The 13,856-nt window shown below is 63.2% G+C and carries 7 protein-coding genes; 3 read left to right on the top strand and 4 right to left on the bottom strand.

The features are described 5' to 3' along the window. Positions 1-169: 169 nt before the first annotated feature. Both smc and CI603_RS07945 read right to left on the bottom strand, forming a co-directional pair. Positions 170-3,808, bottom strand: a complete 3,639-nt coding sequence (gene smc, locus CI603_RS07940) for a chromosome segregation protein SMC (protein ID WP_121913692.1) — start codon at positions 3,806-3,808, stop codon at positions 170-172. Beyond that, complete coding sequence (locus CI603_RS07945) at positions 3,808-5,229, bottom strand: folylpolyglutamate synthase/dihydrofolate synthase family protein (protein WP_121913693.1); 1,422 nt, start codon at positions 5,227-5,229, stop codon at positions 3,808-3,810. The genes smc and CI603_RS07945 overlap by 1 nt, the downstream gene beginning before the upstream one ends. Before the next feature lie 205 nt (positions 5,230-5,434). On the opposite strand from CI603_RS07945, the gene CI603_RS07950 reads away from it, so the two are divergent. After that, a complete protein-coding gene (locus tag CI603_RS07950) occupies positions 5,435-6,985 on the top strand; it encodes an aminopeptidase P family protein (protein ID WP_259465521.1) in 1,551 nt (516 codons plus the stop codon). Between the two features lie 3 nt (positions 6,986-6,988). After that, positions 6,989-7,531, top strand: coding sequence for an NUDIX domain-containing protein (locus tag CI603_RS07955; RefSeq protein WP_121913695.1), 543 nt, complete (start codon positions 6,989-6,991; stop codon positions 7,529-7,531). Positions 7,532-7,571: 40 nt separating this feature from the next. Here the strand turns inward: CI603_RS07955 and CI603_RS07960 are convergent, their stop codons facing one another. Next, positions 7,572-8,807: an ROK family protein gene (locus CI603_RS07960; protein ID WP_121913696.1), complete on the bottom strand. Its 1,236-nt coding sequence runs from the start codon at positions 8,805-8,807 to the stop codon at positions 7,572-7,574. A gap of 192 nt (positions 8,808-8,999) precedes the next feature. Between CI603_RS07960 and CI603_RS07965 the strand changes: the two genes are divergently transcribed. Next, entirely contained in the window at positions 9,000-10,541 is a 1,542-nt protein-coding gene (locus CI603_RS07965; protein WP_121913755.1) for a xylulokinase, read from the top strand. Between the two features lie 19 nt (positions 10,542-10,560). Here CI603_RS07965 and CI603_RS07970 read toward each other — a convergent pair whose 3' ends face one another. Next, a complete protein-coding gene (locus CI603_RS07970) occupies positions 10,561-13,818 on the bottom strand; it encodes a glycoside hydrolase family 2 TIM barrel-domain containing protein (protein WP_121913697.1) in 3,258 nt (1,085 codons plus the stop codon). Between the last annotated feature and the right edge of the window lie 38 nt (positions 13,819-13,856).

Below are 13,856 nucleotides of genomic sequence, written 5' to 3' on the forward strand. Positions count from 1 at the left end.
GACAAGCCCCGAGATAAAAATCCGATGCCCCGTGGCAGAACGGGACGCACAGCCACCTGGCAGGTGGTTTCAAATAAATCAAAGAATTCCAGCCGGTCATACAGGGCAGAGAAGGATCCCGCCATGCCGCAGCGGCCCATCGTGGACTCTCAGGCGGTCCTGACACAGGTCAACCTTGATCGGGCTCGGACTCTTCGCGACCTGAACGATCCGGATCCTTCAGCCGCTGAGAGATGACGGCCGTCACCCCGTCACCCCGCATGGTGACCCCATAGAGAGCGTCAGCGATGCCCATGGTCCGCTGCTGGTGGGTGATGATGATCAGCTGGGCATGCTCCCGCAGCTGCTCGAAGGCCTTGAGCAGCCTGGTCAGGTTCACGTCGTCCAGGGCGGCCTCGACCTCGTCCATGACATAGAAGGGGCTGGGCCGGGCCGTGAAGATGGCCAGAAGCAGAGCCAAGGCTGTCAGCGACCGCTCTCCACCCGAAAGCAGGGATAACCTGCGGACCTTCTTGCCGGCCGGGCTGGCCTCGACCAGAACGCCGGTGGTCAGCAGGTCGTCCGGATCCTCCAGCCGCAGTCGCCCGCGCCCGCCTGGGAAGAGGGTAGCGAAGATACGCTCGAAAGCCTGGGCGGTGTCGTCAAAGGCCTCCTTGAAGACTGTGACCATGGTCGAATCCAGATCCTTGACCAAGGCCATCAGGTCATCCCGTGAACCTATTACATCCTGACGCTGCTCGTGCAAGTAGCGGTTGCGGGACTCTAGAGCCTCGTATTCCTCGGTGGCCAGCGGGTTGACCTTGCCCAGGGCCGCCAGGTCCCGCTTGGCCTTGGCCAGCCGTTTCTCCTGCTCACCGCGCCGGTAGGGCACTGTTTTGAAAGCTGGCGAATCCCCATCTTCGCCCATCCCCTCCTGGTCCAGGGGCACCGGGTTGCCATCGTCATCCAGGACGGGAACCGGATGATCTGGGCCGTATTCGCGGATCAGTTCCTCCGGCTCCATGCCCAGGTCATCCTGGATGCGCTGACGCAGACGACCATCTTCACCTGCCAGACGCTCCCGCTCCAGGTCCAGACCGTGCTCATCCTGGCGCAGACCGGCCACCTTGGGTTCCAGAGCGTCCCTGCTGGCACGCAGATCTGTCAATTCCTTGTCATGGGCCGAGGCCTTGGCCCTGAGCTGATCCCGGCGGCGGGCAGCACGCTCCATCCTCTCCTTGATCAGCTGGGCCAGCAGGTCTGCCCTGAGAGCGATCAGCCCCAGGGAAGCCATGCCAGCCTTGCGCCGACGATTCTCCTCACCTATTCGCTGACGATGGCGTTCGGCCTGCTCGGCCTGATCCCGCAGCAGATCGATCTGACGCAGCAGGGAGGCATGCCGCCGATCGCTCTCGGTCCAGGTCAGCTTGGCTTCCATCTCGGCGGTGCGGGCCTGGTCCAGATCCATCTCCAATTCATGCTGCCGGTCTTCCATGCCCTCCGGGTCGTCAGAGTCAGACTCCCCGTCCTCCTGGGCACGGGCCAGGCCGGCCTTGAGATCTTCCAGTTTGAGTTCGTGGGTGCGCACCTGGTCGCGCACCTGGGCCAGCCGGTCATCCAGATCCTTGACTCCGGCCTGGGCTCGATCAGATTCCTTGCGGGCTGCCGCCAGCTCCCTGGCGGCCTGCTCGGCCTTGACCCGGGCCTCAGTGCACTGGTTGCGCGCCTCCTGAAGCTTCTGCTCTGCCTGCTCAAGGACGGCACGTGCCGCTTCCATCTGAGGCTGCAGTTTTTTGGATTCCTCCTGGAGGGCCTCCACCTGCGCCAGGGCCTTATCCCTACGCGCGGTCAGCGCCAAGTCGCTGGTAGCTGGAGCGGATCCGCCTACGGCGCCTACCCGGTCGTAGAGGTCGCCTAGGCGAGTCAGCGCCTGTTGCCACCCGTCCTCCAGGGCATGATGGGCCTGATCAACGTCATCGACGGCAGCTGTAGCAGCCAGCAGACTGCGGATAGCATCCAGCACCCCCTGGGCCCGGTCAGGATCGGCAGGATGTTCCCGCAGGGTTACCAGATCAGCGGCCGACCGCCATGGGCCGTCACCAGGCCTTACGCCTGCGCCCTTGATCGGGCCTGATGCCGAGATCAGCGCGGCGCGTCCCAAGCGATCCTGACGGGCCCGCTCCAGGATCTGGTCGACCGTCTGCTCATCCTTGGCCACCAGGGCCGAGGCATAGTCATGCAGGGCCTGGGCCAGAGGCTCCTCCCAGCCGTCCTGTACTCGGACGAAGTCGCTCAGCAGGCCCAGCAGGGCCGGATCCCCGGCCTGGGACAGGGCCTCGCCGGCGCCGCGATGGTCCAGCGTGTCCGCCAAGGCATCAGCCTTGGCCTGAGCAGAGATGGCATCGGACTGAATTCGACGTTCCCGCTCCTGAAGATCGTTGAGTCTGCTGCGGGCCTGGTCCCTGACCTGACCCGCCTGATCCAGGGCCTGTTTGCCGTCCTGCTCAGGGTTTTCCTCCTGATTATCCAGGTCCCGCACCCGGTCTCTAGCACGCTCCAGGCCTTCCCTGACCTGACCCTGCTGGCGGGTCAGGTCGCGCTCACGCTGCCTGGAAAGTTCCAGAGCCGATTCCTCCTTGGCCACCAGCTGCGCCAGATCACCAAGCCGAGCCTGTCGCTTCCTGGCAGCCTGCCGCAGCTCGGTCATGGTCTGCCGGTGAGCGGCCAGCCGCCGCTCCAGATCCGCACGGGCTTGAACGCAGCCATCCAGGGCGATCCGGTCGGCTCCGACCTGGCCCTCCTCCTGGTCGGCCTGGCCCTTGAGCTCGTCGGCCCGCCGCCTGAGCACCCCGGGATCCTGACCCTGATCGGCCACCATGCCCGCCTCCAGCGAACGGCTGCGCTCCCTGGCCAGGGATGCCAGGGATCCGGCACGCTCACCGAGCTTGGTCAGGTCATTCCACTGCTGGTTGACCGCATCCAGGGCCGGACTGGACTGCCTATCCAGCCCCTCCAGCTGTTCGATGCTCAGCTTGACCCTGGTCAGGTCCTCCTGTCCCCTGGCCAGCCGCCGCCGGGTCTCAACCATCTGCGAGCGCAGATTCTCCAGCTTTTTCTGCGAAGTCAGAGCATCATCGGCATGGATACGGGCCTGGGCGTCCCGCAGACTGACCTGGATCATGTCTGCTCGGCGGGAGACCTTGGCCTGGCGACCCAGCGGTCCCAACTGCCGATGAATCTCGCCAATCAGATCATCCAGACGGGAAAGGTTGGCCTCGGTGTTGGACAGCTTGTGCAGGGCCCGTTCCTTGCGCTTGCGGTGCTTGAGGATGCCGGCCGCCTCCTCGATGAAAGCCCGATGGCCGGCGGGATCAGCCCGCAGGATGGCATCCAGCCGCCCCTGGCCGACGATTACGTGCATCTGCTGGCCCAGCCCGGTGTCGCTGAGCAGCTCCTGGATGTCAAGCAGGCGGCAGTCGGAACCGTTGATGGCGTATTCGGACCCGCCGTTGCGGTAGATGGTCCGGCTGATGGTGACCTCGGTGTAGTCGATGTCCAAGGTCCGGTCGGTGTTGTCGATGGTCAGGGTGACCTGCGCCCGGCCCAGCGGCGGCCTGGAGGAGGTGCCTGCGAAGATGACGTCCTCCATGGATCCGCCGCGCAGGCTTTTGGCCCCCTGCTCGCCCATGACCCAAGCCAAAGCGTCGACTATGTTGGATTTGCCTGATCCGTTGGGGCCCACCACAGCGGTGATGCCCGGCTCGAAGCGCAGGGTAGTAGCCGAGGCGAAGGACTTGAAGCCCTTGAGGGTCAGCTCCTTGAGATACATCAGGCGCGCTCCGCCTTAGGCTTGGCCAGATCGGGGTTGGGACGCTCGGCCAGCAGGGTGCGGGCATCGCCGGCGGTGACGAAGCTGCCACAGATCAGCACCCCACGGCCATAGCCCACGCCGGTCTGATCCTCGCTGTCGACCATGTCGACGGCCGTCTGGATGGCATCGGGCATCCGGTCGCGCCGGACCACCCTGTCGGTTCCGAAGACCCGTATGGCGACCCGCTCCAAATCCTCAGCCGGCATGACCCGGCCCTTCCAAGAGTTCTCGGTTACCACGACGCTGTCCAGCACGGGCTCCAGTATGCCCAGATAGTCCTCCACCTGTTTGTCGGCCATCATGGAGATCACGCCCACCAGCTGCTTGAAGTCGTAGTTCTCCTCGATGGCCGCACGCAGGGACTGGGCTGCGTTCAAGTTGTGTCCGCCATCGATGATGATGGTGGGCGAGGTGCGCACCTGTTCGATCCGTCCAGGAATGCGTACCTGGCTTAAGGCCTCGGCCACCAGATCCTGATCCAAGGCCCCATTGACGGGGATGACCGTCTCGGCTGCCGCCAGGGCCGCCAAGGCGTTGTGGGCCTGGTGCTCCCCGAACTTGTCGATGGGCACATCCTTGTAGAGCCCCTGGGGTGTGCGCAAGGTGGCCACTTGACCACCCACTGCGGGCATGCGGGAGACCACCTCCAGCTCGTTGCCGTCCCTCAGCAGGGTGGGGGCACCCTGCTCGCGCACAGCCTGCTCGATGATGGGCATGACGGCATCCTCATGAGGCTGTGCGCCGACGATGACCGTGGACTTGGGCTTGATGATCCCGGCTTTCTCCCCCGCTATCTGCTCGACCGTATCTCCGAGCCACTGCATGTGGTCCATGTCCACCGGCCCGATGATGGAGGCATCGCCATCGAGGACGTTGGTGGCATCCCAGCGGCCGCCCATCCCCACCTCGACAATGGCCACATCCACAGGGGCATCAGCGAAGGCCCAGACAGCCATGGCGGTCAGAACCTCGAAGAAGCTCATGGGAGCCCTGCCCTTCTGAGCGAAGCGGTCGTCCACCATGGCGATGAAATCCTCGATCTGCTGGTAAAGGTCTACGAAGTCCTCGTCTGAGAGCTCCTTGCCGTCGATGGCGATCCGCTCATTGATCCGCTCCAGGTGGGGCGATGTATAGAGCCCGGTGCGCAGACCGTAGGCCCTCACCAGAGCCTCGGCCATCCGCGCGGTGGATCCCTTGCCATTGGTCCCGGTGACATGGATGACCCGGAAGCTGTGCTCAGGGTGGCCAAGCAGGTCCAGCATCATCCCCATCCTGTCCAAGTCCAGATTGGGGCTGTCATGCTCAGCGGGACGCGCCATGATGGCCCGTTCGACATCGCGAATATTCTGACCCTTGCTATTGGGGTGTTCGAATGACATATTCTGCCTGCGCCTCCTGCTGGCTGTGGATGCTTCCCGCCTATTCTATGCGCGACCGACCCCGATTGAAGGCCGAAACAGCCGACTGTCACATCGGCCAAACGCACTACCATGGAACCAACATAGTAAGAACCGAATTTCAAGGAGGCCGGACGTGACCGCATCCGCACAGGAGCATCTACAAGGAGACACCGATCCCAAGAACGTGGACCTGGATGAGCAGAACATGGACGATCGGGTGAACAACCGCACCCTGCGACCCAACTCCCCCGCCTTCCAGAAGTTCATGACCACCGGCTGGCAGGCCCAGGAGCCCCAGATCGAGCCATTGGAATCCAGCAAATACACCGAGCGCCGCCTGCGTGAGCTGGGCCGGCGTTTCCCCGGTGAGCGCCTGGTCATCCCCGCTGGTTCCTACAAGACCCGAAACAACGACAACGACTACGCCTTCCGCCCAGACACCACCTTCGCCTACTACACGGGCCTGGGCGAGGACTATGAACCCGGAGCCATCCTGGTCCTGGACCCTGTGGACCCTGACAGTCCTGAGGCCGCCAAGGGCCTGACCCATACCCCTGAGCTCTTCGTCCACCCCCGGGCCGATCAGTCCACCCGCGACTACTACCGGTCCGCTCAGTACGGAGAGTACTGGGTGGGTCCCCGGGCCGGTCTGCGGGAGCTGGCCATCATGACCGGCATCCCCACCAAGGACATTGCCTCCTTCCCTGATGCCATCGCCAAGGATCTGGGACCGGACCAGGGAGCGGTCAAGCTGCGTGTGATCCGTACTGCAGACCAGGAGGTCCTGAACCAGGTGGAGGCCGCCCGCAAGGCCAACGGCATCGGCGGTCCGGACCGCAATGAGGAAGCCGACGACAAGCTCGAGGAGTTCACCTCAGAGGCCCGTATGATCAAGGACGACTATGAGGTAAACGAGCTGCGCAAGGCCATAGCGGCCACCAAGGACGGGTTCGACCGGATCCTGACCCATCTGCCTCAGGTGGTAGGCAAGCCCCGTTCCGAGCGGATGCTGGAGGGTGTCTTCAACGCCAACGCCCGTGAGAAGGGCAACGACGTGGGCTACGGTTCCATCATCGCCTCGGGCAAGCACGCCCCCATCCTGCACTGGATGCGCAACGATGGGACAGTCCAGAAGGGCGACCTGCTCCTGATCGATGCCGGCGTGGAGGTCAACAGCCTCTACACGGCTGACATCACCCGCACCTTCCCTGTAAGCGGCACCTTCAGCCCCCTGCAGAAGCGGATCTACCAGACCGTGCTCAAGGCCCAGCAGGCCGGCTTCGAAGCCGCTAAGCCCGGCGCCACCTACTCGGACATCCACCATGCCATCATGCGGGTGCTGGCCGAAACGCTGCACGAGTGGGGCATCCTCAAGGTCAGCGTGGAGGAGTCCCTCTCCCCGCAGGGCCAGCAGCACCGCCGCTGGCACGCTTGCGGATGCGCCCACCACCTGGGCCTGGACGTGCACGACTGTGCGGAGGCCAGGTACGAGTCCTACCAGGGTGCCCCCATCGCCCCTGGGATGATCTTCACCATCGAGCCCGGACTCTACTTCAAGGAGAACGACCTGCTGGTGCCTCCGGAGTTCCGCGGCATCGGCGTGCGCGTGGAGGACGACGTGCTCATGACCGAGCAAGGGCCCCAGTGGCTGTCTGCAGGCATTCCCAAGACCGTGGAAGAGGTGGAGGCCTGGATGGCGCAGCGGGCCGCTCTGGCCGACCCGGACCGGGACTGATACATGCCCACTCCTGACTTCGTGCTCAGCCTGCGCAGGTCCATAGGTCATGACCTGCTCTGGCTGAACGGCGTGACAGCCTTCGTCACTGACGGCCAGGGCCGCGTCCTGCTGGGCCGGCGCTCTGACACCGGCCAGTGGGCCCTGGTCTACGGGATCAACGAACCCGGAGAGGACCCGGCCGACACCGTGGTCCGCGAGGTCAAGGAGGAAACCGGGGTGGATGTGATCGTCTCTGACCTGGCGGCGGTCACATCCTCCCGGCAGGTGGTCACCTATGCCAACGGTGACCGGACCATGTACATGGATCATCTATTCATCTGCCGGCCTGACCCCAACGGCAATGCCGACCCCTATGTCGGTGACGAGGAAAGCCTGTCAGTCGGCTGGTTCGACTCCGACCAACTCCCAGCCCCGCTGGCCCAGACCACTGTGGAACGCATGGCTCGAGCCCGAACCTATCTGAAACGCCTGCATGGCGGAGATGCCCATGCCCTCTTCAAGGTCGGTGGCAGACAGCTGCCCGCCAATTCCGACCAGTCGTAGGCCGGCCGTTGAACCCTTGGACGGCTCAGTCCTTGGCAACTCAGTCCTCAAAGAAATCCAGCGGATTGTCGATGAAGCGGCGCAGACCTACCAGCGCTGCTCCCTTGAGGGCCGGGTAATCGGCCTGGGTGGGGATGAGCACACGGATGTCCACGGCATCCCGGCCCAGGGTCAGCTGATTGAGACGATTCTGCAGACGTTGGGCCAGATTTCCCCCGAAGTGCGACCAGAATCCCCCCAGGATGACTGTATCCACATCCACAATGTTGATGGCAGAGGCGATGACCGAGATCATGGCATCGAGCCCACGGTCAATGGCATCAACGGCTTTGGCGTCTCCCTGCTGCCAGCGCTGGTAGAGTTCCTCCATGGCTTGAGGCGTGACCGCCTCGGCTCCGGTGGCGATGCCGGCTGCCTCAACCAGAGCCCTGCGCCCGGCATAGGTTTCCAGGCACCCACGGCGACCGCAACGGCAGGTGGGCCCGTTCAGATCCACCGAGGCATGTCCCAATTCGCCAGCGAACCCGTGATCCCCTGTCTCCACGGCTCCGCGGCGCACCACAGCCCCGCCGATGCCTATGTCAGTTGAGATGTAGATAAAAGAGTCTGTGGGTGAAAGCGGTCCCTCATGCCCGTCAGCGGGACGCTGGGCAGCGTAGCCGGGAATCTGTGCGAGGGCTGCCAGACGCGCCTCGTTGCCCACTCGGGGGGCCAGACGGCGAACCAGGGGGAAGTCCTGCAAATCCAGACGTTCCCATCCCAGATTGCGGGCCATAAGCAGGGTGGTGTCGCCACCAACCAGACCGGGCAGGGCCAGGCCCGAACCCACTGTACGGTAATGGCGACGTGACAACTTACGTTCGATGGGCTTGGCCAGCTTTTCCAAGTTGGTGAAGACCTGATCGGGCTCCGCCTCGTGCATATCGTCCTTGACCCAGGCTGAATCGATTAGGGTCCCATCCAGATCCATGGCCAGACAGCCGTAGCCGTCGGTATTGATCTGCAAGCCCAGGCCGGCCCAGCGCCCGTGTGCGATGGACAACGGAGTGCTGGGTCGCCCGTGGTTGCTCTGCGAGGTCTCAGGCTCCTGCTCGCGCACCACCCGATTCCTGAGCAGGAGCCCCGCCAGAAGCGACATGGTGGCCTTGGTCAGCCCTGTGGCCTTGGCCAAATCCGCCCTGCTGAGCAAGGTAGGCGACCGCAGAATGGTGTCGATGATGACCGAGAGGTTGTGGTTCCTCAGATCATCCTGATTGATAGAGCGCAGGGCAGTCACGGTTCAACAACCTTTCATGAACGAACACAGACCCGCTAAATTCTAGGCCTCTTCAATATCTTACGTTCCACTCTGACGGCAGGTCAGCAATTGAGAGGCCCACACCAAGGACATTTAGTTTATCGATTTAATAATTGAGATACTATGATGGGGTACTCCAATGACCGGAGCCTGGAAAGCAAGGAGGCTGACATGAATGAGATCCTGGTGGCGGGAGTGGACACATCGACCCAGTCCTGCAAGGTGAGGGTCACCGAGGCCCGGACCGGTCGGCTGGTCCGCTTCGGTAAGGCTCAACACCCGGCAGGCACCAGCGTCAATCCTATGGCCTGGTGGAAGGCCTTTCAGGAGGCTTCAGCCCAGGCAGGAGGTCTGAACGATGTCTCAGCCATCAGCGTGGGAGGCCAGCAGCACGGTATGGTATTGCTGGACCGTCAGGGGCAGGTAATCAGGGATGCCCTGCTCTGGAACGATACGCGTTCGGCTCCTGATGCCGACGATCTCATCATCCGGCTAGCCAAGTCCAAGACCGGAGAAGCTGAAAGCACCGAAACGGAAAACGACGGGCCAAACAAGGACCCGAATTCGGATCAGGACCTGGCCATGCGCGGCAAACAAGCCTGGGTGCGGGCTGTAGGCTCCTCCCCCGTTGCCTCGCTGACCATCACCAAAGTGGCCTGGGTCAGCAGGGTGGAGCCGGATAATGCCAGGGCTATCGCGGCCATATGCCTCCCCCACGACTGGCTGAGCTGGGTCATCGCCGGTCATGGTCCCGCAGCCGACCCGGAGACCGAACCAGGGCTGGAGGATCTCTTCACCGATCGCTCCGATGCCTCCGGCACCGGCTACTACGACCCCGCCGCTGACTGCTACCGGCGTGACCTGCTGGCCATGGCCCTGCCCGAGGGTATGGCTGCGCGTGTGATCCTGCCTAAGGTTCTTGGCCCCCACCAGGTCGGAGCCAAGGCTGACCCCCGCATCGCCGGCAGAGATGTACCAGGCGGCTGCATCATCGCACCGGGCGGCGGCGACAACGCCATGACGGCGCTGGGCCTGGCAATGCAGGTGGGCGACGTCTCAATCTCCTTGGGAACCTCGGGTGTCGCCGCAGCGGTCAGCCCTGTCCCCGCCTATGACATGAGCGCCTCGGTGACCGGATTCGCGGATGCCACCGGCCACTGGCTGCCCCTGGCCTGTACCATCAACGCGTCACGCATCCTGGACGCAGGTCTGGCCGCTCTCGGGACGGATTATGACGGTCTGGCCGAGCTGGCGAAGAAGTCCTCGCCGGGGGCCGAAGGAATCACTCTGATCCCCTACTTCGACGGCGAGCGCACCCCCAACCGCCCTGATGCCCACGCCAGACTGGAGGGGATGACCCTGGCCAACACCACGCGCACCAACCTGGCCAGAGCATTCGTGGAAGGACTGCTCTGCTCCCAACGCGACTGTCTGGAGCTGCTGAAACGGCTGGGCACCACGGTCTCCAGAATTCTCCTGGTCGGCGGCGGCGCCAAGTCTCCAGCAGTCAGAGCCTATGCCCCAGGAATCCTAGGCATGGATGTGCAGTTGCCGCAGCCGGACGAGTATGTGGCCATCGGTGCGGCTCGCCAGGCAGCCTGGGCTCTGACTGGAGAAGAGGAGCCCCCCGTCTGGTCGGTGAACATCGACACCACGCTGACGGGAGCCCCCTGTGAACAGGTCTACCAGCAGTATCTGCGCTGGCGGGGTTGAAAGGCCCCGCCAGCCTTGGTTACTTGGAACGGACCCGCAGGTGCAGTCCGAAGACCAGATCGGTTTCATCCAAGCGGTAAGCGGGATCCAGCTCGGGTCCGCAGCTGTTGGAGCCTACGCCGCTTGTTGCATAGTCCAGGCAGAGCACGGTCGAGCCGCACTCCTCCAGCTCGTGGTCGTGCCCCTTGGCGGTCAGCTCCTCCTGGGTGTAGGGGGAACAGTTGAAACTGATGGGCCCATCCCCCGCTGCCTGCAGCAGGGAACGGTCATCCTCCACCAGGACGTAGTCGCAGCCATAATGGGAGCCGTTCTCCTGGGGACGCAGGTAGTGCTCTACCATGCCTGACGCAGTGTTGCGGAAAACGCCGTAGTGGCTGGCACGGTGCATGTCCCGGTAGCTTTCATAGGGCCCATAGCCGCAGTAGGTGACCCGCTGCAGGCTCTTGGGCAGGAAGAGCCGCAGGCCGAACCGGGGCAGATAGGGGAACTCAGGATCACGGTGCAGTTCCATCTTCAGATCCAGCCCACCCTGGTCGCTCAGTGTCCAGGTGGCAAGGATGCTGCCCATGGGCTGAATGAAAGGTGCCACCAAGGACAGTTCAGCTTTAATTGTGGTCAACCCCCGTTCCTGATCAGTCTGCAGCTGGCAGGATAGGGCCCTGGTACTAGCACGGTCGTATTCGGCCTTGCGCCATTCCTGCTTGATGGTGGCATCATTGTCGGTGGGCGCCCGCCAGAGGTTGATCTCCATAGGAGCGGTCAAGAGCGAACGGTTGTCGACGCTCATTGATTCCACCATGCCGGTACGGCGGTTGAAGATGTAGCGCCAATCAGCCCCCTCCACATCGAAGCGGGCATCAGTCTGCCTGACCACCGGCCGGTGGGCACCCCGGGCTCCGCTGCCGGGGTCGGCACTGATGACCCTGGCCACGCCATTGGGACGTTCAGGCATTCCCATATCGGCAGCTTCAAGCTGATCGAAGCCGAGCAGATGCCCTTGTGGAAGCACTGGATCGGCCTTGGCCAGGGCGTACTCCACCAGCAGGGTCAGACGGCCCTTCTCGGGCGGATCCATCGTCGGCAGACCCACGGTACCCTCGGCATGGGGGGCGATGTGCAGGCCGGTCCCTCGGCCGAGCTCCGGCGTTCCGGAGGCCACCGGCTCCCCATCGCACAGAAGGGTCCACTTCAGGCTCAGGTACTCATCCAAGAAGGTGAAGTCCAGATAGTTGTGCAGGGTGAGCAGCCGGGTCTGGGGATCGTAGCCGACCAGACGGGCCGGGCGGAAAACGTTCTTGAACTCCCTGAGGCCAGTGTGGGGCCGCCGGTCGGGGTAGACCAGGCCGTCCATGCAGAAGTTGTCATCATGGGGGTACTCACCGTGGTCGCCACCATAGGCATAGATCCGACGGCCCTTGCGGTCCCTGCCCTGATCGATGGCATGGTCGGCCCACTCCCAGATGCAGCCGCCCAGAAGCCCTGGATAGGCCTGAATGACCCGGAAGTAGTCCTCCAAATCCCCTGGGCCCAGTCCCATGGCATGGCAGTATTCACAGAGGAAGTAAGGCCGACGGCCTCCGTCTCCGTCATCCCCGTGGCTGCTGATGCCGTGAGGACCCTCCGGCGTGAAGTAATCCTTGATTTGCTTGATGCTGGGATACATCCTTGAGGTGATGTCCAGATTGCTATAGTCCAGATCCTTCCGGGGCGAACCGTGGATGGCCGACTCGTAGTGAGTCAGACGGGAGGGGTCCCGAGACTTGGTCCAGGCCAGAGCCGCCTCGATGCCGCAGCCGTATCCGCTTTCGTTGCCCATGGACCAGATCAGAATCGAAGGATGGTTCTTGTCCCGCTCCACACTGCGCTGGACCCGATCGACGATGGCCTTGGTGAAGCGCGGCTCGTCAGCGATGCAGCCATTCCAGTAATCGGGTTCCTTCCAGTCCGGACTATGGTAGAGGGTCTCGATGCCGTGGGTCTCCAGGTCGGCCTCGGCGATCAGGTAGAAGCCCAGCTGGTCGTAGAGGGCGTAATACTGGGGGCTGTTGGGATAATGGGAGGTGCGGATGGCGTTGACGTTGTGCTCTTTCATCAGAGTCAGGTCGCGCATGATCTGCTCCTGATTGATGGCAAAGCCGGTGCGTGGATCCCCGTCATGGCGGTTGACCCCATGAATCTTGATGGGACTGCCGTTGACCTTGACCACCTGGCCGTCCACACTGATGGTGCGAAGACCGATGTACTCGGTGATGACCTCGTCGGGATGCTCCCCCGGCATGGACTCAGCAGAATCGCCGGTGTCAGATGCGCTGGACCTAGTCGACAGCGTCAGCCGGTAGAGTTCAGGATCCTCAGCATTCCAGAGGCGAGGATGGCTGACTTTCAGGGCAAGTTGCGCAGGCTCCTTGCAACCTGTCAGCTCGGCCCGGGCCACCTCCACCCCATCGGGGTCGGCCAGCAGAGCCTGGACATCCACAGCAGCATCGTTCTGGCCCGATACGCCGGTCGGATCCAAGTCCAAGGTCACCTTGGCATGACTCATGTCCTCGTCCAGGTCGGTGTGGACGAACCAGTCACGCAAACGTGCCTTGGGCCGACGCAGGATGTACACATCGCGGAAGATGCCACTCATCCGGAACTTGTCCTGATCCTCCAGATAGCTGCCATCGCACCACTTGAGCACCAGAACAGCCAGCTGGTTGCGGCCCGGCCGCAGGTGGTCGGTCACATCGAACTCGCTGGTGGCGTGGGAGACCTGGCTGTAGCCGATCAAATCACCATTGACCCAGAGATAGAAGCAGGAGTCCACTCCCTCAAAATTGAGCAAGGCCTGGGGCGCCGAGGAATCAGGCTCGTAGTCGAAAGCGCGCAGGTAGATGCCACAGGGATTGTCGGCAGGCACCCTGGGCGGATCGTATGGGAACGGATAACGCACGTTGGTGTACTGGGGGTTGTCATAGCCCTGGGTCTGCCAGACTCCTGGCACATGGATGGGCTGATATACCCCTTGGCCCGCATCCCGAGAAGGGCTGTAGTCGGCCTCGAAAAAGACCGGATCCTTGGCCTCGTTGGCGGACTGAACCTCGGCGTCCAGCTGGTCGATGCTGGCGTAATAGCGAAAGTCCCAGTCTCCATCCAGATCCAGGTACCGATCAGAGCGCCTTCGCAGGTCCCCACGCGTGTCCATGGAGGCGCTGGCCGGCACGAAGTAGGCACGGTTGGGCTCGGTTCCCACATGCAGTGTGGCTGGATCCTCGTAATAACGTGGTATGAACATGACGACTCCATCCTCCTCGGTGGCCTTGGCAGCAGACG

The sequence above is a fragment of the Bifidobacterium sp. wkB338 genome (assembly GCF_003688325.1).
Taxonomy (GTDB): Bacteria; Actinomycetota; Actinomycetes; order Actinomycetales; family Bifidobacteriaceae; genus Bombiscardovia; species Bombiscardovia polysaccharolytica.

Bases quoted from the DNA above. Each gene is read 5' to 3' on its own strand.
- CI603_RS07970 (WP_121913697.1), bottom strand. From the start codon at position 13,818: ATGTTCATACCACGTTATTACGAGGATCCAGCCACACTGCATGTGGGA.
- CI603_RS07945 (WP_121913693.1), bottom strand. From the start codon at position 5,229: ATGTCATTCGAACACCCCAATAGCAAGGGTCAGAATATTCGCGATGTC.
- CI603_RS07965 (WP_121913755.1), top strand. From the start codon at position 9,000: ATGAATGAGATCCTGGTGGCGGGAGTGGACACATCGACCCAGTCCTGC.
- smc (WP_121913692.1), bottom strand. From the start codon at position 3,808: ATGTATCTCAAGGAGCTGACCCTCAAGGGCTTCAAGTCCTTCGCCTCG.
- CI603_RS07955 (WP_121913695.1), top strand. From the start codon at position 6,989: ATGCCCACTCCTGACTTCGTGCTCAGCCTGCGCAGGTCCATAGGTCAT.